We start from the raw sequence: 24,058 nt of genomic DNA, 5'->3' as shown, positions 1-24,058 counted from the left end.
AGAACCGACACGCCATGGCACTGACCATCGATCACCTGCGCGCGGATGTCGCCGATGTGCTCGGGGAGGACCCGGCCGACATCCCCGTGGACGAGAACCTCGTCGACTACGGCATGGACTCGGTCCGCATCATGGCGCTCCTCGAACGATGGCGGCGCGACCACGACACCCGGGCCGGCTTCGTGGACCTCGCCGAGCAGCCCGCCATCGAGGCGTGGGCCCGCATTCTGGGCGTCGCCTCGTGACGGCGCCGGTCGACACCGGTACGGACACCGGCACGGCCTCCGCCGCGGACCGCCGTGGCACCGGCACGGACGGCCCGGGCGCCGGTACGAGCAGCCGTGACACCGCCGACGGCCTGCCGCTGACGGCCGCGCAGACCGGCCTGTGGTACGCACAGGCCCTGGACCCGGCGAGCCCCGCGCAGAACACCGCCGAATACCTGGAGATCCACGGGCCGGTGGACCCGGCGCTGTTCTCCGACGCGCTGCACCAGGTGGTCGCCGAGGCCGACGCGCTGCGGGTCCGTATCGTCGATACCGACGGAGGGCCCCGTCAGCTACCGCTGACCACCTGCCCCGCGCCGCTGCCGCTGCACCTGGCGGACCTGCGCGCGGAGGACGATCCCGACGGCGCGGCACGCGCCTGGATGCGGGCCGACTTGGCCGAGCCGTTCGACCTGGCCGCTGGGCCGCTGTTCGCGCACGCGCTGTTCCGGGTCGGCGAGGAGCGCTGGCTGTGGTACCAGCGCGTCCACCACGTCGTCATGGACGGCTTCGGCTATTCGCTGCTGGCCCGCCGCACCGCCGAGGCCTACACGGCGCTCGCGGCCGGTGAACCCGTGGGCCCCAGCCCGTTCGGACGGCTGACCGACCTGGTGGCCGAGGACGTCGCGTACCGCGCGTCGGACACGTACGAGGCCGACCGCCGGCACTGGAACGAGGCGTTCGCGGACCGGCCCGAGGCCGTCAACCTGGCCGGGCGCACCGCGCTGCCCTCCCGCACCCACCTGCGCCGCACCGCGCACCTGGGCCCCGAGGCCACCGACCGGCTCAAGGAACTGGCCTCCTCGGTCCGCGCCACCTGGCCCGATGTGCTGCTCGCCGCCCAGGCGCTGTACCTGTCCCGGGCCACCGGCGCCGAGGAGGTCGTCCTCGGGCTGCCCATGATGGGCCGCATGGGCTCGGTGGCGCTGCGCGTCCCCGGCATGGTCATGAACGTACTGCCGCTGCGGCTGACCGTGAGCCCGGCCGCCACCTTCGCCGAACTGGCGCGCCAGGTAGTCCTCGGCATCCGGTCGGCCCGCCGCCACCAGCGCTACCGGTACGAGGACATCCGCCGCGACCTCGGACTGCTCGGCGCGGACCGGGCGCTGGTCGGGCCGCTGGTCAACGTGATGCCGTTCGACTACGGCCTGGACTTCGCGGGCGCCCCGGCCACCGCGCACAACCTGTCCACCGGACCGGTGGACGAACTGACCGTCAACGTCTACGACCGCGCCGACGGCCGTGGTCTGCGCCTCGACTACGACGCCAACCCGGCGCTGTACGAGGAGGCGGACCTCGGTCACCACCAGGAACGGTTCCTCGACCTGCTCTCCCGGCTGGCGCACGCCGACCCGCACGAGCCCCTGGGCACACACGGCATCGCCACCGCGGCCGAACGGGACCTCGTACTGGAGACGTTCAACGCCACCTCCCGCTCCCTGCCGCCCACCACCCTCATCGGCCCCATCGAGGCCCAGGCCGTCCGCACCCCCGGCGCCACCGCGCTGGTCCACGGCGACACCGTGTGGACCTACGCCGAACTCGACGCCCGCGCCAACCGGCTGGCCCGGCACCTGGCGTCCCTCGGCGTGCGCCCCGGCACCCTGGCCGCCGTCGCCGTACCGCGCTCCGCCGACCTCGTCCTTGTCCTGCTCGCCGTCCTCAAGGCGGGCGGCGCCTACCTGCCGCTGGACCCCGACTACCCCGCCGACCGGCTCGCGTACATGCTCGACGACGCCCGGCCGGTGTGCGTGATCACCGACCGGGAGGGCCGCGTACCGGGCGACGGGCAGGTGCCGGTGGTCGTCCTGGACGGCCTCGACCTGACCGCCTACCCCGGCACCGTCCCGCCGCGCCCGCTCACCCCGGACCACCCCGCGTACGTCATCTACACCTCCGGCTCCACCGGCCGCCCCAAGGGCGTCGTCGTCGGCCACCGGGCCATCGACAACCGGCTGCGCTGGATGCAGGGGCAGTACGGCCTGGAACCGGGCGACCGGGTGCTCCAGAAGACGCCCTCGGGCTTCGACGTGTCCGTGTGGGAGTTCTTCTGGCCGCTGCGCCAGGGCGCCACGCTGGTGGTGGCCGACGCCGGCGGCCACCGCGACCCCGCCTACCTGGCCCGCGTCATCCGTGAACAGGCCGCCACCACATGCCACTTCGTCCCGTCCATGCTCCAGGTGTTCCTCGCCGAACCGGACGCGGCGACCTGCACGGGGCTGCGCCGGGTGTTCTGCAGCGGTGAGGCGCTGCCGCGCGAGACGGCCCGCGAGTTCGCCCGGACGCTGCCCGGCGTCGGACTGCACAACCTGTACGGCCCCACCGAGGCCGCCGTCGATGTCACGTACCACGCCTGCGCGCCCGACGGCGACGGACCGGTGCCCATCGGGGCACCCGTGTGGAACACCCGTCTGTACGTCCTGGACGCGGCCCTGCAACCGTGCCCGCCCGGCGTCCCCGGCGAGCTGTACCTCGCCGGGACCCAGCTCGCCGACGGCTACCTGGGACGGCCCGGCCTGACCGCGACCCGCTTCGTCGCCGACCCGTACGGGCCCGCGGAAAGCCGTATGTACCGCACCGGCGACCTGGCCCGCTGGACCGACCGCGGCGAACTGCTCTACCTCGGCCGCACCGACCACCAGGTCAAGCTGCGCGGCCAGCGGGTCGAACTCGGCGAGATCGAGGAGGCGCTGGCCGCCCTGCCCGCCGTCGGCGCGGCCTGCGCGGTGGTGCGCGAGGACCGGCCCGGCGACCAGCGGCTGACCGGCTACGTCACGCCCGAGAGCGGCGACGGCGCGGCCCCGCCCGACCCGGAGGAGCTGCGCGACGCGCTCGCCCGCACGCTGCCGGAGCACATGGTGCCCAACAGCGTGCTCGTGCTGGACGCGTTCCCGCTCAGCCCGAACGGCAAGCTGGACCGCAAGCGGCTTCCGGCCCCCGCCTTCACGTCGGGGCCCGGCCGCGCCCCGCGCACCCACCGGGAGGAAACCCTCGCCCGGCTGTTCGCCGAGGTGCTGGGCCTGCCCCGGGTCGGTGTGGACGACGCGTTCTTCGACCTGGGCGGTACCTCGCTGCTGGCCGCCCGCCTGATGGGGCGGGTCCGTGACACGCTCGGCGTGCAGCTGGCCATCGGCGCGCTCTTCCAGGACCGCACCCCGGCCGCGCTCGCCGCCCGCCTGGACGGCGACGGGACCGGCGGTTCCGTCGGTTCCGGTGCTTCCGGCGGGGACGCGCTGGACGTGCTGTTGCCGCTGCGCCAGGCCGGCGACCGTCCGCCGCTGTTCGTGCTGCACCCGGCGGGCGGCATCAGCTGGTGCTATTCGGGCCTGCTGTCCCGGCTCGACCCGGCGCAGCCGGTGTACGGCCTCCAGGCTCGCGGCCTGGCCCGCGAGGAACCCCTCCCGGCGACGATGGAGGAGATGGCCGCCGACTACGTACGGCAGCTGCGCACCGTGCGGCCGCACGGCCCCTACCGGCTGCTCGGCTGGTCCGTGGGCGGCGTCCTCGCCCACACCGTGGCGGTGCGGCTCCAGGAAGCGGGTGAGGAGGTCGAGTTGCTCGCCCTGCTGGACGCCTACCCGTCCGACCAGTGGCGCGACCAGGCCGTACCCAAGGAGACCGACGCGCTGACCGCCCTGCTGCGGATGGCGGGCTTCGAGCGGACGGACGAGCTGACGCGGGAGGACGTCCTGGAGACGCTGCGCCGCGAGGGCAGCGCGCTGGCCGGGCTGTCCGACCGGACACTGTCCGCCGTCGTGGACATCGTCGTCAACAACGCCCGCCTCATGCGGGAGCACCGGCACCGGGTGTTCACCGGCGACGTGCTGTTCTTCACCGCGGCCGCACCGCGCGCCGAGGACTGGCTGTCCCGGCGGGCGTGGATGCCGTACGTGAAGGGCGAGCTGGCCAACCACGACGTGGACTGCCTGCACCCGCAGATGACGCAGCCGCGCTGGATGGACCGGATCGCGACGGTGGTCGCGGCGCGGCTGGCCGAGCTGGACGGCTCAACCGGCCCGAACAGCGCGCGCGTTGGGGGCGGTGCCGCTCCGGCCGGGACGCCCGCCCTCAGTACGCAACTTAGGTAAGGCTAAGCTAACCTTTGATCGTGTCGGGTGGATCCTCCCCGACCTCCCTCCCGCCTGCCTCCCTACGAGGAGTGAAGACCATGAACGCCACCAAGACGCCGCGGTCCCGCACCGCTTCGCGCCGGCTCGTCCGCCGCGCCACCGCCCTCGCCGTCGCCGCGGGCAGCGTCCTCGCCGTGAGCGGCACCGCGGTCGCGCACGACCGGCACCCGCACGGCGGAGCCGCGCACCAGCCGTCGTACCGCGTGGACACCGCCCCACTGGCCACCGGCCTCTACCAGTCGGCCTACTCCGAGCGGCACCACGTCCTGTGGGCGACGACCGCCGTCGGCCGGCCCCCCGTCACGCAGTCCAGACTGCTGAAGGTCGACCCGAAGACGCTCAAGACCGAGGCCGCCTACACCCCGCCGGTCACCGACCAGGCCACCGGCGCGGTCGAGGCGGTCTACGGCGTGGCCGTGGACGACGAGCACGACACCGTGTGGACCACCAACACCCGTAACAACTCGGTGGCCGTCTACAGCCAGCGGACCGGCAAGCACCTCGCCACCCTGCCGGGCGTCGCGCACGCCCGCGAGGTCGTCATCGACAAGCGCCACGACCTCGCCTGGGCCAGCGGCTTCGGCGACGGTTCCGTCGTCGCCTTCGACACCCGCACCTTCAAGGAGAAGAAGCGGGTCAAGGTCGAGGGAGCGGGCACCGCCGGGCTCGCCGTCGACACGCACACCGGCACCGCCTACGCCACCGACCTGACCAACGACCGGATCATCGCGGTCAGCCCGTACAAGGCCGAGCCGCGCTTCATCCCCACCGGTGACACCCCCATCGGCATCGACCTGTCCGCCGACGGCCGCACCGCCTACACCGCCGACCAGGCCGCGGGCACCCTCTCGGTCGTCGACCTGCGCAAGGGCGAGGTCACCCGGACCGTGCGCACCGGCGCCGGCGCCCTCTCCGTCGCCGCCGACCACCGCTCCGGCCGGGTCTTCGTCGCCAACCGGGGCAGCGGCACCACGACCGTCGTGGACCCGAAGAAGGGCACCGTCCTGGCCGACCTGGCCACCGGCCCCAACCCGAACCACGTCACGGTCCGCCGCGGCACGGCCTACGTCGTGGACAAGTCCGCGGCCGGCGCCGACCGCGTCGACTCGGTGCACCGCATCAGCCTCACGCGCTCGCGCTGAGGCCGCGGGCGTACGGCGGTCACTGCCGCCGGGCGTTCCCCGTCAGCTGCTCGCCGAGAGCGCTCCGCCGGTACAGCACCTGCCGTCCGTGGCGGGCCCGGGTGACCAGCCCGGTCGCGTGCAGGACGCGCAGGTGCTGGGACACGGCGCTGGGCGTCACCCGGAGGCGGCGGGCGAGTTCGACGGTGGGCAGCGACTCCTCCAGGAGGGCGAGCAGCCTTGCTCTGGGGCCCCGTTGTGCCACCGCAGGTCGGGGTGCATGTCGGCGAAGAGCAGCCGGGCGCCGCCCATGGCCAGTTGCCGCGCGCGGTACGTCATGTCGGCTTCCGCCACGAGCCGCAGCTGCGGCCACCACGGCCGTACCGCGATCTCCCAGTAATCCCGCAGAAGCTGACAGACGGCGTTCCGGAGCCGGACGACGGGCGCGTCGTCGGCCGAGGCGGCATCGCGCAGCGGTTCGGGGAGCGGGTCCGGCGTGTGGGTGGCCGGCAGGTCACGGCGCACCGCGTCCGCCGGTGTCCCGCGGACGCGGGCCAGCTCCTCTTCGAAGGCCGGGGCGAAGCCCGCGGGCCTGGGGGTCGGGAAGTCCGGCAGGGTCAGCCGGCGTGCCACCAGGGAGAGCAGCAGGGCCGTGTCCAGCGTGCCGAGTCCGCCGAGAACGGACCGGCGCCACGGGAGATGCAGTGCGAAGAGGCCCGGACCGTGCAGGACCCGCAGGCTGAACACGGTCTCGTGCAGAGGGGACACGGCGAACCGGGTGTCCGCGAGATCCTCGACGCCGAGCGCGAAGCTGATCATCAAGCCGTACGCTGCATCGACACGGGCCCGACCCGGTGAACGCCGTGTGCCTGGCCGCCGTCCTCGTCTCGGCCGCGATCCTCGCCGTGGGCGCCCGCGGCGGCACGCCGGGCCTGGCCGCGCTGATCCTCGGCACCCTGCTCCTCGACGTGGCGATGCAATCCGGCCTGGTCGCCAACCAGGCCCGGGTCCACGCGCTGCGCCCCGACGCCCGCAGCAGGCTCAACACCGCCTATATGGCCTGCGCTTATCTGGGCGGCAGCGCGGGTTCCTGGCTGGGACGCGTGCCTGGAGCCGGGCCGGGTGGTGGGGCGTGTGCGCGCTCGCCGCGCTTCTCGCCGCGGTCGCGCTGATCCGCCACCTACGGGCGCTGTACGCGGCCCGGGCGCGTCCCCGTCAGCCGGCGGCGGTCCCGGCCGCCGCCCCCGGGCCGAGCAGCGCGCACAGCCCGTCGGCCAGTTCCGTACGCCAGCACAGGTAGTCGTGGCCGCCGTTGTACTCGCGGTAGACCGCGTCCTTATAGCCCTTGGCCGCCAGGGTGTCGCGCAGCCGCCGGTTCGCGGGCAGGGCGACCCACTCCTGCTCGCCCGCCGACAGCCGGAACCGCACCGGCAGCCGCGGGGACGCCGCGATCCGGTCGGTCAGCCACTGGGCGCCCGGCCCGTCCGGCCACCAGAAGGAGCCGGACTGCGCCAGGACGCAGCCGAACCGGCCGGGCGCGGACACCCCGGCGTACGCGGCGGTCAGGCCGCCGAGGCTCTGGCCCGCCACGACGGTACGGGCCGGGTCGGCGGTCAGCGGCAGGTCCGCGGCGGCCCACGGCAGCAGCTCGTCCGCGAGGAACCCGGCGAACCGCGGGTCGCAGGTCATCTCGGCCCAGCGGGCGTCCGCGCCCAGCGACTCCGGCAGCAGCGCGGCCAGCGGCGGGATCCGGCCGTCCGCGATGAGGTTGTCCAGCAGGGTGGCCACCCCGAGCCCCGGCTGCCACATCTCTCCGTCCAGGAGGACGAGCACGGGCAGTTCGGCGCCCGGTTCAGCGCCGCCCGGGGGCGCGTACCGCCACACCCGGCGCGCGTTGCCGAGCCGGGCGCTGTGCACCGTGTGCACGGAGACGCTGCCACGGGGCACGCCCGGCCGCTCCCGCCACTCCTCGCCGCGCGGCGCGTCGGGCAGCGTGACGCAGGAGGCCGGGGGCCCGCCCCAACGGCTCGCGAGCGTCTGCGGGTTGAGGGGATCGAGGCGCCGCTGCGTGCGAAACCACGGCCAGTACGCCTCGTCGTCGGCGGCGGGGCCGTCGCCCTCGTCCACACACAGCGTGTAGGTGGCGTGCCAGTCGCGGCGCATCCGTACGGACCAGTGCCACACGTCCGTGCCGGGCACGCGGTCCATGAGGTTGCCGGCCGGATCGCGGGGGTCGGCGAGCTTGTTGGGCGACACCAGGACCGCGCGGGTGGCGGCGGAGCCGCGCCACAGGAAGGTGACCAGCGCGTGGTCAGCGGCGCCCAGCGGGTCCGGCCCGACCAGCGGCGTGCCGTCCCGCCGCACCGCCTGCCAGAAGTCCGCCCCGGACATCGCGGCCGCCCGGCGGACGGTCCGCTCGTCCGTGACCCGCGGCACGGGGGAGGGGCGCGGTACCCGGGGAGGACGGCGCGGCGTGTCGGCGGGCGGGGCGGCTGCGATCATCGGGGCGGTCTCCGTGTCCGGGGCGCGATGGCGGGCGGTCGATAAGGTAAGGCGAGCCTTACCTTATCGTTTCGTGTCCTATCGTTCCGCGCGCCGCATCATCCACAGCGTCGGCCCGCCCTCCGGCAGCTGCACCTCCTGGAGCACGGTGAAGCCGAAGTGCTCGTAGAAGGGCAGATTGGCCGCCTTGGAGGACTCCAGATAGACTGGCAGGCCCGCCGCGTCGGCCTTGGCCAGCCCCGAGCGCAGCAGGGCGGCCCCGTGCCCCTGGCCCTGGGTGGCCGGGTCGGCGCCGATCACCGCCAGATACCAGTGCGGCTCCTGGGGTGCGTGCTCGGCGGCGGCTCCGACGATCTCCCGGAACACGGGCCCGCGGTCGCCGAGGAGGCCGTCGAGCTCCCGCAGCGTCTCCTCGTCGGGAACGGCCTTGTCCCGCGCCTCCGGCGGCACCCAGAAGGCCGCCGCGGCCCCGGTCCGCTCGCACACACCGTGGTGGGCGTACTGCTTGGTGAAGATCGTGGTGAAGTAGCGGCCCAGCCGCTCCTCGCGCGCGTCCTCGCCGGGCAGGAACCAGTGCATCATCGGGTCGTCGTCAAAGGCGCGGGCCAGAGCGCGACTGATCTGCGGAGCGTCGTCGAGCGTCGCTGCCGTCGGCGTGTTCGTCATCGACATACGGGTCATTCTGCACCTCGATGATCTTCGACGGCGGGGCGGGGTCGGGTTGCCTCCGAGGCCCACGCGGCCGCCGTGCGCCCCCAGTTGGGCACGGCGCGCCCCGCGCCCTGTCGGACACCCGCTCCCGCCCGCCCCGTTCAGGGGCCGTCACGGCGAGAAGTAGGCCCCCGGCGGCACCCCCACCACCCGCCGGAACGCCGCCACGAACGCGCTCGGCGACGCGTAGCCGACCCGCGCGGCCGTGGCCGCCACCGTCGCGCCGCCCGCCAGCAGCGGCATCGCGGCCTGGAGGCGCACCCGGGTGCGCCACTGCCCGAACGGCAGCCCCGTCTCCGCGGCGAACGCGCGGGCCAGCGTCCGGGCGCTCGCGCCCACCTCCGTACCCCACTGCGCCAGCGTCCGGTCGTCCGCCGGACACGCGCGCAGGGCACGTGCGACGTGGCACGCCCGCGGGTCCCGGGGCAGCGGCGCCAGCACGGTCGCCACCGACAGCGGCACCAACTGGTCGAGCGCGACCGCTTCGGCCCGCTGCCTGGCGGCCGGGCTCAGACCGTCGTCGGCCAGGTGCGTGATCAGCTCGCGCAGCAGGGGCGAGACGCCCACGACGGTGGGCACGGACCAGTCCACCGGGCAGCGGTCGGGCCGGCACCACAGGCTGCGGCCCAGCACCGGGCCGGACGCCCCGGTCGCGTGCTCGGTGCCGGCCGGTATCCACAGCGCCATGGTCGGCGGCAGCACCCAGGTGTTGCCCAGGGCGCGCACGGCGATGACCCCGCGCTCGGCCCAGGCCAGTTGGTGGGCCGTGTGCCAGTGCCGTCCGTACCACTGGCCGTCGTCGACCGCGTGGCTGCCGACGACGACGGCGGCCTGCGGATACCCGGCGCGCGGCGTCAGCTGTCCGTATCGCGACAGGACATGTCCCCCTACCTCGTGGTGGACATCCTCCGCGCTTCCTAGCATCGCCGTATGACCTCCATGAATCGGTTGCACCAGTGGATTTGCAGCTCCGGCAAGTGGGCCCGCGGGGTCGAGCAGAGCCTGCTGCCATGGGCCCTCGACGGCGTGGAACTCGGCGCCGCCACCCTGGAGATCGGCCCCGGCTACGGCGCCACCACACGCGTGCTGGAACGGCGTGTGCCCGGCCGTCTCAGCGTCCTGGAAGTCGACGCGGACTTCGCGAAGGACCTCCAGGAGACGTACGGGGAACGGGTCGAAGTGGTGCACGGTGACGGGGCGTCGATGCCGTTCCCCGACGGCGGCTTCGACAGCGTCGTGTGCTTCACCATGCTGCACCACGTGCCGTCCCCACAACAGCAGGACCGCCTCTTCGCGGAGGCCGGGCGGGTGCTGCGCCCCGGCGGCGTCTTCGCGGGCTGCGACGGCCGCGCGAGTGCCGGGTTCCGCCTGCTGCACCTGGGCGACACGTACGTGCCCGTACCGCCGGACACGCTGCCGCGACGGCTGCGCGCCGCCGGGTTCGGGCGGGTGGACGTCACTTCCGCGAAGGGCCGGTTCCGCTTCCGCGCGGTACGGGACAGCTGACCCGGTGACGCCCGCCCGCGGGGGAGGCGAGCGTCACCGGCGCAGCAGGAACACGTCCTCGGTGCCGTTGGTGTCACCGGGCACCAGGTCCGTCGCCCAGGAGGAGAAGGCGATCCGCCGGGCGTGCGCGTCGGGCGCGGGCGGCCCGTGCCGTCCGGTCCCCGGCGCCAGCACCCGTCGCGTACGGCCCGTTGCGAGGTCGCGCACGCTGATCCCCGTACCGTCGTGGAAGACGAGGTGCCGGCCGTCGGCGCTGAAGACGCCCGCCGATGTGCTCCCGCCGGGCTCGGTGGCGTCCAGCCGCCGGGTCGTGGCGCGGCGCAGGTCGCGGACGAAGACGTTGTGGCCCTGGTTGGTGTCACCGGGTGTGATCTTGTCGGAGCGGGTCTGGAAGAGGACGTGACGGCCGTCGGGGCCGATGCCGGCCAGGGTGGACATCCGGTCCGAGGGCCCGGCTCCGTCGTACGGCACATCGGCCTGCTGTGTCCGCCCGGTCTTCCGGTCGGTCACGTACACGTCCTGCACCGGCGGCCCGGACACCTTCGACACGTACATCCCGTACGCGACGAAGCGGCCGTCCGCGCTGATCTTCGGGTTGGTGGCGGCCCGGGCCCAGTCGGCCGGCGGGGCGCTCACCCGCTCGGTGACCCCCTTGACCAAGTCCCTCACGTAGATGCGCACTTCGCCCAGCACGCCGAGCGGGTACCACGGCTCGTCGTCCGCCACGAAGGCGACGTAGCGGCCGTCCGCGCTGAGGGACGGGCTCCGGGAGACGATGCCGTAGCCCTCGTCCAGGCCGACGTTCGCCTTGACGGTGCGGCCGGTGCGCAGATTCCGTACGTAGACGTCCGCGACCTCGCCCGGCGGGCCGGGCCGCCCGTCGTCGGTGTGCGAGACGGACGCGAAGGCGAGATGGCGGCCGTCGGCGCTGAGCGCGGGATCATCCGTCCACGCGTCGGCGGGCGCGCCCACGTCCCGGGCACCGACCCGGTTCAGGACGCCGGTGCGCAGGTCCTTCCAGAAGACCTGCGGCCGGTACTTCCTGCTGTCCGGCGCGAAGTTGGTGGCCTGCGAGGTGAAGGCGGCGATGCGGCCGTCGGCGCTGAGGGAGGGGGCGTACGAACGGCCGTCCCCCTGGGCGCCGTTGGCGGTGACACTGATCCTTTCGATACGGGGCGGACCGGCCGCCGCTGCCGGAGCCATCGCGGCCGTCACACCGCCGGCCGCCACCACGACCGCCGCCAGCCCCGAGAACAGCACGGCTCTGCCACCCATGATCCCCCCAGAGCGACCGGCCCCCGGCCCCGCACCGGAGTGCCCCGGAACACCCTCGCACCGCCGGTGACGGAGAGCCCCTGCTCTTTCAGGCCATCCCGTCCGCCGCCGCGACGCGCCGGTGCGTACCGTCCCGCGGCGCGTGCGCGGCTATGCGGCAGAAGGCGCGTCTCCGTCCGGGGCCGCCGGTCCCCGGCGCTCCGTTCCGGCGCCGGAAGGCCCGCCACCGGCGCTGTCGGTCGTACTGTCCATGGCGGCGCGCCGTTTTTCGGCGAGTTCCCTGGCCAGCTTTTCCGAGAAGAGGCGCATCTCCGCTTCCGCCCTGAGGTCGAACACGATCCCTCCCTGTGGTCCCCGCGGCCCGGCCACCTGATACTTGGCCACTTCCGTGGGACGGCGGACGGCAAACGACACGGACGGGCCCGCCGTGTCGCCGGTTGGCGCACCTTGCGCGTATGGCGCCCCCGGCGTACGCCGTGCACCGGGCCGACGGCCCGCCCGCTGCGCTACACCTTCCCCGACCTCCGCTCCAGGAACAGCAGCCAGGCCAGATACGCGCCGCCGCCCACCCCGGTGATCACGCCCACCGGCAGGATGCCCGTGCCGGAGACGCGCTGGGCCGTCCAGTCGGCGAGGGTGACCAGGACGGCGCCCATCCACGCCGCGGGCAGGACGTTGGGGCCGGGGGAGCGGGTGAGGCGGCGGGCCAGTTGGGGGGCGGCGAGGGCGACGAAGGGGATGGGCCCCGCGGCGGCGACGGCGAGGGCCGTCAGGCCGGTGCCGGTGGCGAGGAGGGCCAGGCGGCTGCGTTCGGGGGCCACGCCGAGTGCCGCCGCCGTGTCGTCGCCCATCTCCAGCAGGCCCAGGCGGCGGGTCAGGGCCAGTACGGCGGGCGCCAGGACGGCGACGCCGAGCGCGGCCACGCTCACGTCGGACCAGCCGCGTCCGTTGAGGCTGCCGATCATCCAGGTGGCGGCCTCGGCCGCCTTGCCGAGGTCGGCCCGTACGTACAGATAGCTGGTCAGCGAGCCGAGGACGGCCGAGCCGCCGATGCCGACGAGGACCAGCCGGTAGCCGTGCACACCGCGCCGCCAGGCCAGCAGGTAGACCGCGGCGGCGGTGGCCAGGCCGCCGAGCACCGCGCCGAGGGCGATCTGCGCGGTGCCGGCCTCCAGGAGGATGACGGAGACCAGAGCGCCGGCCGAGGCGCCGCTGCCGAAGCCGATGACGTCCGGGCTGCCGAGCGGATTGCGGGCCAGCGACTGGAAGACCGCGCCGCTCATGCCCATGGCGAAGCCGGCCAGCAGGCCGTCCAGCACCCGGGGCAGCCGCAGGTCCGTCACGACGAAGTCGGCGCCGGGCGGACCGTCACCGAAGAGAGTGGCGACGACTTCGGCGGGGGTGAGGCGGTAGCTGCCCGTGCCCAGGGACAGGACGGCCACGACGGCGCCGGTCAGCGCCAGCAGCCCGCAGATGAGCAGGGCCCGGCGGCCCAGGCGCAGGGACAGCCCGCCGCGGGTGCGCAGCACGGTGGGGCGCGGCGCGGTCCGGCGTACGGCGGGGATACGGACGGTGTTCACAGCTGGGCCACCTTGCGCCGCCGGACGAGATGGATGAACACCAGGCCGCCGCAGAACGCGGTGACCACCCCGACCTCGATCTCGGTCGGCGGGGCCAGTACCCGGCCCACGATGTCGGACCCGAGCAGCAGGACCGGGGCGAAGACGGCGCAGTACGGGAACAGCCACCGGGTGTCCGGGCCGCAGAAGGCCCGGACCGCGTGCGGGATCATCAGGCCGACGAACCCGATCGGGCCGCAGACCGCGGTGGCGGCACCGGACAGCAGGGTGATGGCCACGATGGACAGCACCCGGGTCCGGCCCAGCCGCGCGCCCAGGGAGCGGGCGGTGTCCTCGCCCAAGGCCATGGCGTTCAGCGGGCGGGCCACCGCCAGCGCCAGGACGGCGCCCGCGAGCAGGAACGGCAGCGCGGTCGGCAGCAGGTCGCCGCGGCGGCCCGCGAGCGTGCCGACGGACCAGTGCCGCATGGTCTCCAGCGCGCCCAGGTCCGTCAGTTGCAGCCCGTTGACGTAGCCGAACAGGGCGGCGTTGACGGCGGTGCCCGCCAGGGCCAGGCGTACGGGGGTGGCGGCCCGGCTGCCGCCGAGCGCGTGGACCAGGACGGCCGCCACCCCGGCGCCCGCCAGCGCGAACCACAGGTAGCCGGTGAACGAGGTGACGCCCAGCACGCTGATCGCGGTGACCACGGCGGCCGAGGCGCCCGCGTTCACACCGAGGAGCCCGGGGTCGGCCAGCGGGTTGCGGGTGAGGGTCTGCATCACGGCCCCGGCCAGCCCGAGCGCGGCACCCGCCGCGACGCCCAGCGCCGTACGCGGCAGCCGCAACTCCCGCACGATCCGGTCGTCCGCGGTACCGGTCCACCCGAACAGGCCGTGCCACACCTGGTCGAGCGGGATGGCCTTGGCGCCCACGGCGATGCTCGCCAGCACCACGGCGGCCAGCAGCGCCAGGCCCAGCAGCAGCCCGCCGGCCCGCACCGCCCGGCGCCCGGCGGGCGGCGCGGCCGGGGCGGGCGGGGCGGTGACCGGCGCGCTCACGGTCGTCGTCACGCGGCGCTGCCTTCCCGGGCGGCCCGGTGGCGCACGCACTCCTCGTACGAGGGCAGCAGCCCCAGCCGCTCGGCCTCCGCCAGGGTGGGCGCGGCGGCGTCCTTCGCGGACAGCACCGGGGCGGCACCGGCCGGCCAGTCGATGCCCAGGTCCGGGTCCAGCGGGTGGATGCCGTGCTCGCGGCGCGGCTGGTAGCCGGTGGAGCACAGGTAGACGACGGTGGCGTCGTCGCTCAGGGCCATGAAGGCGTGCCCGAGCCCTTCGGACAGGTACACCGCGCTCGGCCCGTCCTCGTCCAGCGGCACGGCTTCCCACGCGCGGTAGGTGGGGGAGCCGGTCCGCAGGTCCACCACCACGTCCAGCACGGCGCCGCGTACGCAGGTGACGTACTTGGCCTGGCCGGGCGGCACCTCGCTGAAGTGCACGCCGCGCAGCACACCGCGGCGCGAGACGGAACAGTTGGCCTGTGCCAGCGCCGGGGCGAGGCCGGTCGCGCCGGTGAACTCCGGCTGGGTGAACCACTCGTGGAAGGAGCCCCGCTCGTCCCGGTGGACGAGCGCTTCCCGGACCCAGGCTCCCTCGATGCTCAGCGGGCGCACGAGACGGCTCCTTCCAGCGTCGCGGTCACCGCGGCGAACTCGTCGGCGAGCGCGACGCGCCAGTGCCGGGGCGCGGGCAGCCCGGCGGCGGCCCAGCGGTCGTGGCCCAGCACGCTCCAGGAGGGGCGGCGGGCGGGGCGGTTCAGCGCGGCGCTGCCGGTGGGGCGTACGCGGTCCGGGTCGGCGCCCGCCAGCCGGTAGACATCGCGCGCCAGGTCGTACCAGGTGGTCAGCCCGCCGGCGGTGGCGTGGAAGACGCCCGGGCGAGCGGGCCCGCGCCCCAGCGCGAGCAGCCGCCCGGCCACGTCGCGGGCCGGAGTGGGCTGCCCCGTCTGGTCGTTGACGACCTCCACGGTGGCGCCGCGCAGCGCGCGCTCGGCCATGGTCCGTACGAAATTGCGGCCGTGGGCGCCGTAAAGCCAGGCGGTCCGCACGACGGTTCCGGTGTGCGGCAGCGCGGTCAGGACGGCGCGCTCGCCGGCCAGCTTGCTGCGGCCGTACGCGGTGCGCGGGGCGGTCGGCGCGTCCTCCGCGTACGGGGTGGTGGCGTCGCCCGCGAAGACGTAGTCGGTGGAGACGTGCAGCAGCCGGGCACCGCGGCGGGCGCAGGCCAGGGCCAGGCCGCGCACCGCGTCGGCGTTGACGCGCCACGCCTGCTGCTCGTCGGCCTCGGCCGCGTCCACATCCGTGTACGCCGCGCAGTTGACGACCACGGTCGGCCGGGCCCGCCGCAGGGTGAACTCCACGGCCCGGGTGTCGGTCAGGTCCAGGGACCGGCGGTCCAGCGGCAGCGCGCACTCGCCCTCGGCGGCCAGCAGCCGGCACACCTCGCGGCCGAGCATCCCGCTCGCGCCGGTGATCAGCCAGCGGTTCACCGGGCGGCACCTCCCAGGGCGGGAGCCGCGGGGGTCCACCAGTCGGCGTGGTCGCGGTACCAGGCGACGGTCTCGGCGAGCCCGTCCTCGAAGGAGTGCCGCGGCACATAGCCCAGCTCGGTGCGGATCTTCGTCCAGTCCACCGAGTAGCGCCGGTCGTGGCCCTTGCGGTCGGTGACGTGGTCGACCCGGTCCCAGCCGGCGCCGCAGGCGGCCAGCAGCCGTTCGGTGAGTTCCCGGTTGCTCAGTTCGGTGCCGCCGCCGATGTTGTAGACCTCGCCCGGACGGCCGCCCTCCAGGACCAGGCGCAGCGCCCGGCAGTGGTCGTCGACGTGCAGCCAGTCGCGCACGTGCAGCCCGTCGCCGTACAGCGGGACGCGCCCGCCCGTCAGCAGCCGGGTGGTGAACAGCGGGATGACCTTCTCGGGGTGCTGGTAGGGGCCGTAGTTGTTGGAGCAGCGGGTCACCGACAGGTCCAGGCCGTGCGTACGGTGGTGGGCCAGGGCGAGCAGGTCGGAACCGGCCTTCGAGGCGGCGTACGGCGAGTTGGGGGCCAGCGGCTCGTCCTCGGTCCAGGAGCCGTCCGCGATCGAGCCGTACACTTCGTCGGTGGAGACGTGCACGAAGCGGGCGATGCGGTGCCGGACGGCGGACTCCAGCAGGACCTGCGTCCCCAGCACGTTGGTGGCGGCGAACTCGGTGCCGCCTTCGATGGACCGGTCCACATGCGACTCGGCGGCGAAGTGCACCACCGCGTCGTGCGCGGCCAGCAGGGAGTCCACCAGCGGCCGGTCGCGGATGTCGCCGTGGACGAAGGAGAACCGCGGGTCGCCTTCCACGGGGGCGAGGCTGGCGCGGTTGCCGGCGTAGGTCAGCGCGTCCAGGACGGTGACGTACGGCCCGCCGCCGGGGCCTTCGGCGGCGTCGGGGCCGAGCAGGGTACGGACGAAATGGGAGCCGATGAAGCCGGCTCCGCCGGTGACGAGGATTCTCAAGGCGTCAGTCCAAGAAGGGGAACGAACGGGGGTGGGTGTGCGGACGCGGCCTCAGGGCGCTATCTGCACCTGGCTGTGGTCGCCGAGCACCAGGCGGTGCGCGCGGGGCGCGCGGGCGGCGCCGCTCATGCGGACCATGCGGCCGATCAGCGAGCCCTCGATGCGGCCGGCGTTCTCGATCCGCGAGTCGTCCAGGACGATGGAGAACTCCACCTCGCTGCCGCTGATCACACAGCCGTCGGCGACGGAGGTGGAGGGGCCGATGTAGGAGTCGCGGACGACGCTGCCCGCGCCGATGACCGCGGGCCCGACGATCCGGGACCGTACGACGCTGGCACCGGCCTCGATACGGACCCGGCCGACCAGTTCGCTGTCGCCGTCCACGTCGCCCAGGACGGCGGACGGCAGGTCCTCCAGCACCGTCCGGTTGACCTCCAGCATGTCGGTGACGTTGCCGGTGTCCTTCCAGTAGCCGGAGATGACGGTGGACCGCACGGCGCGCCCGGCGTCGACCAGCCACTGGAGGGCGTCGGTGATCTCCAGTTCGCCGCGCGCGGAGGGCGAGACGGCCCGTACGGCCTCGTGCACGGCGGGCGTGAACAGGTAGACGCCGACCAGCGCCAGGTCGCTGCGCGGCTCGCGCGGCTTCTCCTCCAGGCGCAGCACGCCCCCTTCGGGGCCGAGTTCGGCGACGCCGAAGGCGCTGGGGTCGGCGACCTTGGTGAGCAGGATGCTCGCGTCGGGGCGGGAGCGCCGGAACTCCTCGACGAGTTCGGTGATGCCGCCGACCACGAAGTTGTCGCCGAGGTACATCACGAAGTCGTCGTCGCCGAGCCAGTCGCGGGCGATCAGGACGGCGTGCGCGAGGCCGAGGGGCTGCTCCTGCGGGAGGTAGGTGACGCGGGCGCCGAAGCGGGAGCCGTCGCCGACGGCCGCGCGGATCTCCGCCGCGGTGTCCCCGACGATGATGCCGATGTCGGTGACACCGGCCGCGACCAGGGACTCGATGCCGTAGAAGAGCACCGGCTTGTTGGCGACGGGGACGAGCTGCTTCGCGGCGGTGTGGGTGATGGGGCGCAGTCTGCTGCCGGTGCCTCCGGAGAGGACAAGTGCCTTCATGAGCGGGTCATCCTTGCGGGGTGAGGGGCGCGGGTTCGGCGGACGAGTGGTGGTGCCACAGCCGGGCGTACGGGCCGTCGGCGGCGAGGAGCTGCTGGTGGGTGCCTTCCTCGGCGATCCGCCCGCCGTCCAGGACGACGATCCGGTCGGCCCGGGCGGCGGTGGCCAGGCGGTGCGCGACCAGGACGGTGGTACGCCCGGTGGCCAGGCGGTCCCCGGCGTCGAGCACCGCGCGCTCGGTGGCCGGGTCGAGGGCTGCGGTGGCCTCGTCGAGCAGCAGCAGCCCGGGGTCCACGAGGTGGGCGCGGGCCAGCGCGATCAGCTGGCGTTGCCCGGCCGACAGGTGCTGCCCGCGCTCGCCGACGGGCTGGCGGAAGCCGTACGGCTGGGCGGCGACCGCGGGCAGCGCGCCCACCGCCCGGACGGCCTCCTCGACCTCCCGGTCGGTGGCCTCCGGGCGGCCGTAGCGGACGTTGCCGGCGATGTCGCCGGTGAACAGGTGGGCCTCCTGGGGGACGACGCCGAGCCGCCGCCGGTAGGCGGGCGGGTCGTAGGCGCGGACGTCCGTGCCGTCGACCAGGACCCGGCCCTCGGTGGCGTCGTGGAAGCGGGCGAGGAGCTTGACGACGGTGGACTTCCCGGCCCCGGTCGCGCCGACCAGCGCGACCGTCTCGCCGGGCGCGACGCGCAGGCTCACCCGGTCCAGCGAGGGCCGCTCGGCGCCCGGGTAGCGGTGGGTGACCTCGCGCAGCTCGATCGCGCCGCGCAGCCGGTCCGGTACGGGCTCCGGCTCGGCGGCGGGCCGCACGGAAGGCGTCACGCGCAGCAGGGCGAGGGTGCGGCGCAGGCTGACCGACGCCTGCTGGTAGCTGTCGAAGGCGAGCGACAGCTGCTGGATGGGTGAGAAGAACATGCCGAGGAACAGGGTGAAGGCGACCAGGACGCCGGGGCTGAGGCCACCGTCCGCGACGCGGTGGGCACCGGCCAGCAGCACGGCGGCCTTGGCGAGTTCGGCGGTGAGGTTGACGCACGGGAAGTACACGGCGGCGTAGCGCTGGGCCCGCAGCCGGGCGGTGCGGTAGTTCTCGGAGAGCTTGCCGAACGCCTCGGCCGTCTCGCCCTCGCGGGTCTGGGCCTGGGCGACGCGCAGCCCCGAGACGTTCTCCTGGAGGCTGGAGTTGACCTCGCCGATGCGCTTGCGCGCGTCGGTGTACGCCGCGGAGGACAGCCGCCAGAAGACGGCGGTGGCCACCGCGATCAGCGGGACCAGGGCGAGCGCGGTCAGGGCCAGCGGCAGGTCCACGGCGAGCATCGCCGCCACGGCGCCGCACAGCGTGGCCAGGGCGGCGACGGAGGTCAGCAGGTGGGTCTGGAGGAAGGCGGAGAGCGCGTCGATGTCGTTGACCATGGCGGTCATGATCTGGCCGCCGCGCTCCCGCTCGTAGAAGTCGAGCCCGAGTCGCTGGAGATGGGCGAAGGTCTTCACCCGCAGTCCGTACAGCACCCGTTCCCCGGCCCGCCGGGTGACCCGCGCCTGGCAGGTGAGCACGCCCCAGCCCGCCGCGACGACGAGCAGCGCGATCAGGGCGGTGGCGGCGAGCACCGCGCCGTCGCCCGCGCCCACCCCGGCGTCCAGCCCGTGCCGTACGAGCAGCGGCAGCGCGAGGGAGGCGAGGGAGTCGGCGACGACGAGCAGCAGGCCCAGCAGCAGCGCGGCGCGGACCGGGGCGAGCAGCCGCCGGAAGCGGGCGTCGGGGTCGGGGGCGCGCAGCCGGGCCTCGTCCAGGCGCGGGTCCTCGGCGGTCTCGTCCATCGCGGCGTCCGGGGCCGCACCGGTCGGGGGCTCCGGCCACAGCTCCGGAGTGACGCCCTGGTCCGTGGTGTGCGGGGCGGCGGTGACGCGTACGTCGAGGGAGTCGCCGGGCCCGGCCAGCAGTTCGCGGAACAGCGGGCAGCGCCCGGTCAGCTCCTCCTGGGTGCCGGTGTCCACCACGCGGCCCTCGTCCAGGACGGCGATGCGGTCGGCGAGCCGGAGGGTGGAGCGGCGGTGTGCGATCAGCAGGGTCGTACGGTCGCCGGTGACGGCGCGCAGGGTGCGGTGGATGGCGGCCTCCGTACCGGCGTCCACGGCGGAGGTCGCGTCGTCCAGGACCAGCACCCGCGGGTCGGCCAGCAGGGCCCGGGCCAGCACCACGCGCTGGCGCTGCCCGCCGGAGAGGGTCAGGCCGCGCTCGCCGACCTCGGTGGCGTAGCCGTCCGGCAGCGCCTCGATGAACCCGTGCGCCTCGGCGGCCTCGGCCGCCGCCCTGACCTGCGCGTCGGTGGCGTCCGGCCGGCCGTAGGCGATGTTGTCGCGGACCGAGCAGGAGAACAGGAAGGGCTCTTCGAAGACCACGCCGAGGGTGGAGCGCAGCTCCGCGAGCGACAGGTCGCGTACGTCGACGGCCGCGCCGGGCGGGCCCACGCGCACGGAGCCGGCCTGCGGGTCGTAGAAGCGGGGGAGCAGCAGCGACACGGTGGATTTGCCGGAGCCCGACGGGCCGACCAGGGCCAGCGTCTCGCCGGGCCGGACGGTCAGGGACAGGCCGTCGAGCACCGGGTCGCTGGGCGCGTAGCCGAAGCGCACGTCGCGCAGTTCCAGGCCGGCCGGTCCGGCGGGCAGCGCGACCGGGTCGGCCGGTTCGGTGATGTCGGGCCGGGCGTCGATGAGTTCGTAGACCCGCTCGGCGGCGGAGCGCGCCTGCTGCGCGGTGACCAGGAAGCTCGCGAACAGCCGGGCCGGTCCGGCCAGCAGCGCCAGGTAGGCGGCGAAGGCGAGGAAGGTGCCGGGGCCGATGGTGCCGCGCAGCGCCAGCCACCCGCCGAGGGCGAGGACACCGACCTGGCCGAGCGCGGGCAGCGCCGAGAGCGTGGCGGTGGCTCCGGCCTGGATACGGGCCACCCGCATCCGCCGCCCGAACAGGCCGCGGGCGGCCCGGGCCAGCCGCCCGACCTCGCGGTCCTCCTGGCCGAACCCCTTCACCACCCGGACGCCGGTGACGGCCTCCTCGACCTGTTCGGCGAGGTGCGCCGCGCCCGCCTGCGCGTCGCGGGTGGCGGGGACGAGCCGGGCCCGGCTGCGGGCGGCGGCCCACGCGGTGGCGGGCACCACGGTCAGCGCGACCAGGGCGAGCGGGGCGCACAGCCACAGCATCGCGCCGACGGCGACGAGGAAGAGGGCCGAGGTGCCCAGCGGGATCGGCAGCATCCCGAGCATGATCTGCACCTGCGTCAGATCGCTGTTGGCGCGCGAGACCACCTGGCCGGTGCGCAGCGCGTCCTGTTTGACGCCGTCCAGGCGCTGGAGGGAGTCGAACACCTCGGTACGCAGCCGGTGCTGGACACCGAGGGCGAGTTTTCCGGCGGCGTACCGGCGGGTGAACTCGGCACCGAACTGGACCAGGGCCAGCCCCGCCATGGCGGCGGCCAGCCAGCCGATGCGGCCGGTGTGCCCGGCCACGGCGTCGTCGACACCGAGCCGGGCCAGGAGCGGTCCGATCGCCTCAAGGCCCGTGCCGCACACGGAACTCACGGCGACCGCGAAGAGCAGTCGGGGGTGGTGGCGGCACGCGGCGCCGAGCCTGCGCAGCCAGCCGGGGGGCGTTGTTGATCTGCTGAGCACGTGGTTAGCTTAGGCTTACCTTAGTACGGGTCGCCACCCTGGTTGCGTGACCTGTCCCACACCCGACGTTCCCCGCCCCTCGCCACACCACCCGTACCCCGCGGGCCTCCTGACGGCCCGTCGGGGAGGAAAGCAGGTTGTCGATGCGTGTCCTGTTCGCCGGGCCGCCCTTCTTCGGGCTGCTCTACCCGATGGTTCCGCTGGCCCAGGCGTTCCGCGCCGCGGGCCACGAGGTCCTCGTCGCCACCTGCGGACGGGCCGTCGGCCACGCCGCCGCGGCCGGACTCCCGGCCGTCGACTGCGCGCCCGGCACCGACCCCGACGCCCTGTACACCGCCATGGAGAAGAACCGCCGCGGCAAGCCGCCGGCCCCGGGGGAGCGGAACACCCCGCCCAAGGGCAAGGGCTTCTCCTTCTTCAGCGACGAGATGGCCGACACCATGGTCGGCATCGCCCGCCACTGGCGGCCCCACCTCGTCGTCCACACCCCCAACGGCGTCGCCGGGCAGCTCGTGGCCGCCGCCCTCGGCATCCCCTCGGTCCTGCACGCGGTCGGCTTCGGCCACACCGGCCGGCACGTCGCGATGATGAACGACGCCCTCGCCGACGGGTACGCCCGCCACGGCCTGGCCGGGCCCGCGCCGATCGCCGCCTGGCTCGACGTGACCCCGCCCGGAATGAGCGTCACCGTCGAACCGCACCGCCGCCATCTGCGGTACATCCCGTACAACGGCGGCGGCGAACTGCCCCACTGGCTCTTCGACCAGCGCAAACGCCCCCGGATCGCGGTCACCCTCGGCACCGTCCGCCCGGTCGTGGACGGCGTCTCGCCCATCGAGTGGGTCATCGACGCCGCGCGCGTCACCGACGCCGAGTTCGTGCTCGCGCTCGGCGGCGCCGACCTGTCCGGGCTCGGGCCGCTGCCCGAGAACGTACGCCCCGTGGAGTGGACACCGCTCGGCGCGCTGCTCGCCGGCAGCGACGCCACCATCCACCACGGCGGCGCCGGCACCACCCTCACCGCCCTGGACTCCGGCCTGCCGCAGCTCGTCCTCGGCGAGGGCGCCGACCGGCCGGCCAACGCGGCGGCGGTCCAGGCCCGCGGCTGCGGCCTCGTCCCGGCGGACCCGTCCGCCCTCGCGGGCCCCGACCGCCCCGGACGCGAGCTGGTCCGGCGGCTCCTGGAGGACGAGACGCTGGCCACGGCCGCCCGCGAGACGGCCGAGGAGATGGCCGCCATGCCCAGCCCGGCGGACACGGCGCACCGGCTGGTGGAGCTGGCCCTCGCGCACGGAGCGCCCTGATGACCCGCACGAACGGCGGCGCCCCCGCCGCCTCCCCGGCCACCCCGCCCCGAACGCCCCGCCCCCACCCGGCCGAGACCGCGCAGAGCCCGCGGCTGACCCGCCTGGCCGCCGAACTGGCCGCGGCCGGCTCGCCCCGCGCGCACGCCGCCGAGCTGGCCCGGTTCTGGGCCGAGGCGGCGGCCGCCGGCACCCCGCTGACCGAACCGCTCGACGGCGACCCCGAGCACCGCGCCGTCACCTTCCTGTGGCGCGGCGACCCCGCGACCCGTCAGGTGCTGCTGCTGGTCAACCGGCTGATGGACCGTACCGACCTCACCACGAGCCTGATGCGGCACCTGCCCGGCACGGACGTGTGGCACCTGACCTACCGCCTGCGCACCGACCACCGCGGCTCGTACCGCATCGCCCCCGACACCGAAGGGCGGCCGCCCGGTGACCTCGGCCGACTGGCCGCCACCGGCGTCCGCGACCCCCTCAACCCGCACACCGTCGCCACCCGCTGGCACGGCCCGCCCGGCTCCGTCTTCGAACTCCCGCACGCCCCGGCCCGCCCCTGGCCGCACCCTCCCCGTCCCGGCACCCCGCGCGGTACGGTCCGGCGCCACCGGATGCCCAGCGCGGCGCTCGGCACGGAGCGCGAGGTGTGGACGTACGAGCCGGTCACGCCGGACAGGGACCGCGCCGACGGGCACACCCTCGTCCTCCTGGACGGCGACATGTGGTTCGGCCAGCTGCGCCTGGAAGACATCCTCGACGGCCTGATCGCCGACGGCGCGATCCCGCCGCTGACGGTGCTCGCCCCGCACGCCGTCGACAACGCCACCCGCGCCCGCGAGTTCGGCGGCCGCCCCGCGTACGTCGACTTCCTCGCCGGGGAGCTGCTGCCCTGGGCGGCCGGACACCTGCCGGTCGGTACGGACCCGGCGCGCACGGTCGTCGCGGGGCAGAGCCTGGGCGGGCTCACCGCCCTGTACGCCGGGTACGCCGCGCCGCACCGCTTCGGCAACGTCCTGGCCCAGTCCGCCTCCCTGTGGTGGCACCCGCCGGGCGAACAGGCCGGGGAGACGGCGTGGATCACCCGGCGCTACGCCGAAGGCGCGCCGCGTGCGCTGCGCGTGCACCTGGACGTGGGGCTCCACGAGTGGGGCATGCTCGAACAGACCCGTGACCTGCGCCGGACGCTCCGCGCCGGCGGCCACACCGTCACCGGCGCCGACTTCAACGGCGGCCACGACTATGCCTGCTGGTCCATCGCCCTGGCCCAGGGGCTGATCGCCCTTCTCGGGCCGGGCGCCCCACCCGCGCCCACCGAACCCCCGCCGGCTACCGGATCCCGCTGACCACCCCCCTTCCGCACACCCG

General features: G+C 74.9%; 18 protein-coding genes and 1 pseudogene. 7 read left to right on the top strand and 12 right to left on the bottom strand.

The window, feature by feature from the left end; translation table 11 throughout:
• Window positions 1-14 precede the first annotated feature (14 nt).
• The 3 genes from CP973_RS23475 to CP973_RS23465 all read left to right on the top strand — a co-directional run bounded on the left by CP973_RS23475 (window position 15) and on the right by CP973_RS23465 (window position 5,538).
• Window positions 15-245 (top strand): phosphopantetheine-binding protein, encoded by a 231-nt coding sequence (locus tag CP973_RS23475; RefSeq protein WP_030589087.1) that lies wholly within the window; start codon window positions 15-17, stop codon window positions 243-245.
• Window positions 242-4,354 (top strand): amino acid adenylation domain-containing protein, encoded by a 4,113-nt coding sequence (locus tag CP973_RS23470; RefSeq protein WP_425282014.1) that lies wholly within the window; start codon window positions 242-244, stop codon window positions 4,352-4,354. Before CP973_RS23475 ends, CP973_RS23470 begins: the two co-directional genes overlap by 4 nt.
• An 80-nt stretch (window positions 4,355-4,434) precedes the next feature.
• On the top strand, window positions 4,435-5,538 hold the full coding sequence (locus CP973_RS23465; protein ID WP_150244691.1) for a YncE family protein: 1,104 nt from the start codon (window positions 4,435-4,437) through the stop codon (window positions 5,536-5,538).
• A gap of 19 nt (window positions 5,539-5,557) precedes the next feature.
• Here CP973_RS23465 and CP973_RS23460 read toward each other — a convergent pair.
• A pseudogene (locus CP973_RS23460) lies at window positions 5,558-6,336 on the bottom strand (ArsR/SmtB family transcription factor).
• Between the two features lie 35 nt (window positions 6,337-6,371).
• Between CP973_RS23460 and CP973_RS23455 the strand changes: the two are divergent.
• Window positions 6,372-6,689, top strand: coding sequence for an MFS transporter (locus CP973_RS23455; RefSeq protein ID WP_341874854.1), 318 nt, complete (start codon window positions 6,372-6,374; stop codon window positions 6,687-6,689).
• 43 nt (window positions 6,690-6,732) lie between these two features.
• Here the strand turns inward: CP973_RS23455 and fes (CP973_RS23450) are convergent, their stop codons facing one another.
• The 3 genes from fes (CP973_RS23450) to CP973_RS23440 all read right to left on the bottom strand — a co-directional run bounded on the left by fes (CP973_RS23450) (window position 6,733) and on the right by CP973_RS23440 (window position 9,654).
• On the bottom strand, window positions 6,733-8,019 hold the full coding sequence (gene fes / locus CP973_RS23450; RefSeq protein WP_150244688.1) for an enterochelin esterase: 1,287 nt from the start codon (window positions 8,017-8,019) through the stop codon (window positions 6,733-6,735).
• A gap of 78 nt (window positions 8,020-8,097) precedes the next feature.
• Window positions 8,098-8,700: a GNAT family N-acetyltransferase gene (locus tag CP973_RS23445; protein ID WP_150244685.1), complete on the bottom strand. Its 603-nt coding sequence runs from the start codon at window positions 8,698-8,700 to the stop codon at window positions 8,098-8,100.
• Window positions 8,701-8,841: 141 nt separating this feature from the next.
• Window positions 8,842-9,654, bottom strand: a complete 813-nt coding sequence (locus CP973_RS23440) for an AraC family transcriptional regulator (protein WP_341874853.1) — start codon at window positions 9,652-9,654, stop codon at window positions 8,842-8,844.
• A 6-nt stretch (window positions 9,655-9,660) separates the two neighbouring features.
• Between CP973_RS23440 and CP973_RS23435 the strand changes: the two genes are divergently transcribed.
• Window positions 9,661-10,236 (top strand): class I SAM-dependent methyltransferase, encoded by a 576-nt coding sequence (locus CP973_RS23435; RefSeq protein ID WP_150244682.1) that lies wholly within the window; start codon window positions 9,661-9,663, stop codon window positions 10,234-10,236.
• Window positions 10,237-10,269: 33 nt separating this feature from the next.
• Here the strand turns inward: CP973_RS23435 and CP973_RS23430 are convergent, their stop codons facing one another.
• The 8 genes from CP973_RS23430 to CP973_RS23395 form a co-directional block, all read right to left on the bottom strand.
• The gene (locus tag CP973_RS23430) at window positions 10,270-11,511 is read right to left on the bottom strand and encodes a TolB family protein (RefSeq protein WP_150244679.1); all 1,242 of its coding nucleotides are present in this window, start codon (window positions 11,509-11,511) and stop codon (window positions 10,270-10,272) included.
• 506 nt (window positions 11,512-12,017) lie between these two features.
• Complete coding sequence (locus CP973_RS23425) at window positions 12,018-13,091, bottom strand: FecCD family ABC transporter permease (RefSeq protein ID WP_150244676.1); 1,074 nt, start codon at window positions 13,089-13,091, stop codon at window positions 12,018-12,020.
• Window positions 13,088-14,140 (bottom strand): FecCD family ABC transporter permease, encoded by a 1,053-nt coding sequence (locus CP973_RS23420; RefSeq protein ID WP_244409960.1) that lies wholly within the window; start codon window positions 14,138-14,140, stop codon window positions 13,088-13,090. Before CP973_RS23420 ends, CP973_RS23425 begins: the two co-directional genes overlap by 4 nt.
• On the bottom strand, window positions 14,137-14,739 hold the full coding sequence (locus CP973_RS23415) for a dTDP-4-dehydrorhamnose 3,5-epimerase family protein (RefSeq protein ID WP_150244673.1): 603 nt from the start codon (window positions 14,737-14,739) through the stop codon (window positions 14,137-14,139). Before CP973_RS23415 ends, CP973_RS23420 begins: the two co-directional genes overlap by 4 nt.
• Window positions 14,727-15,614, bottom strand: a complete 888-nt coding sequence (gene rfbD / locus CP973_RS23410) for a dTDP-4-dehydrorhamnose reductase (RefSeq protein ID WP_150244671.1) — start codon at window positions 15,612-15,614, stop codon at window positions 14,727-14,729. Before rfbD ends, CP973_RS23415 begins: the two co-directional genes overlap by 13 nt.
• Window positions 15,611-16,609: a dTDP-glucose 4,6-dehydratase gene (gene rfbB, locus CP973_RS23405; RefSeq protein WP_150244667.1), complete on the bottom strand. Its 999-nt coding sequence runs from the start codon at window positions 16,607-16,609 to the stop codon at window positions 15,611-15,613. Before rfbB ends, rfbD begins: the two co-directional genes overlap by 4 nt.
• Before the next feature lie 51 nt (window positions 16,610-16,660).
• Window positions 16,661-17,728, bottom strand: coding sequence for a glucose-1-phosphate thymidylyltransferase (locus CP973_RS23400; protein WP_150244662.1), 1,068 nt, complete (start codon window positions 17,726-17,728; stop codon window positions 16,661-16,663).
• Window positions 17,729-17,735: 7 nt separating this feature from the next.
• Complete coding sequence (locus CP973_RS23395; RefSeq protein WP_150244659.1) at window positions 17,736-21,389, bottom strand: ABC transporter ATP-binding protein; 3,654 nt, start codon at window positions 21,387-21,389, stop codon at window positions 17,736-17,738.
• A 143-nt stretch (window positions 21,390-21,532) separates the two neighbouring features.
• Between CP973_RS23395 and CP973_RS23390 the strand changes: the two genes are divergently transcribed.
• Window positions 21,533-22,693 carry a nucleotide disphospho-sugar-binding domain-containing protein gene (locus CP973_RS23390; protein WP_150250132.1) on the top strand — a complete coding sequence of 387 codons (1,161 nt, stop codon included), beginning with the start codon at window positions 21,533-21,535 and terminating at the stop codon, window positions 22,691-22,693.
• Entirely contained in the window at window positions 22,693-24,036 is a 1,344-nt protein-coding gene (fes, locus tag CP973_RS23385; RefSeq protein ID WP_150244656.1) for an enterochelin esterase, read from the top strand. Before CP973_RS23390 ends, fes (CP973_RS23385) begins: the two co-directional genes overlap by 1 nt.
• Window positions 24,037-24,058: the final 22 nt, after the last annotated feature.

Source organism: Streptomyces albofaciens JCM 4342, assembly GCF_008634025.1.
GTDB lineage: Bacteria > Actinomycetota > Actinomycetes > Streptomycetales > Streptomycetaceae > Streptomyces > Streptomyces albofaciens.
Note: the sequence above shows the minus strand (reverse complement) of the source record. Positions and strands in the feature narration are given on the sequence as shown.

Excerpts from the sequence above, each read along its gene's own strand:
- CP973_RS23435 (WP_150244682.1), top strand. The coding sequence starts at position 9,661 with ATGACCTCCATGAATCGGTTGCACCAGTGGATTTGCAGCTCCGGCAAG.
- CP973_RS23400 (WP_150244662.1), bottom strand. The coding sequence starts at position 17,728 with ATGAAGGCACTTGTCCTCTCCGGAGGCACCGGCAGCAGACTGCGCCCC.
- CP973_RS23445 (WP_150244685.1), bottom strand. The coding sequence starts at position 8,700 with ATGACCCGTATGTCGATGACGAACACGCCGACGGCAGCGACGCTCGAC.
- CP973_RS23465 (WP_150244691.1), top strand. The coding sequence starts at position 4,435 with ATGAACGCCACCAAGACGCCGCGGTCCCGCACCGCTTCGCGCCGGCTC.
- CP973_RS23390 (WP_150250132.1), top strand. The coding sequence starts at position 21,533 with ATGCGTGTCCTGTTCGCCGGGCCGCCCTTCTTCGGGCTGCTCTACCCG.
- CP973_RS23475 (WP_030589087.1), top strand. The coding sequence starts at position 15 with ATGGCACTGACCATCGATCACCTGCGCGCGGATGTCGCCGATGTGCTC.
- fes (WP_150244656.1), top strand. The coding sequence starts at position 22,693 with ATGACCCGCACGAACGGCGGCGCCCCCGCCGCCTCCCCGGCCACCCCG.
- CP973_RS23440 (WP_341874853.1), bottom strand. The coding sequence starts at position 9,654 with ATGCTAGGAAGCGCGGAGGATGTCCACCACGAGGTAGGGGGACATGTC.
- fes (WP_150244688.1), bottom strand. The coding sequence starts at position 8,019 with ATGATCGCAGCCGCCCCGCCCGCCGACACGCCGCGCCGTCCTCCCCGG.
- CP973_RS23430 (WP_150244679.1), bottom strand. The coding sequence starts at position 11,511 with ATGGGTGGCAGAGCCGTGCTGTTCTCGGGGCTGGCGGCGGTCGTGGTG.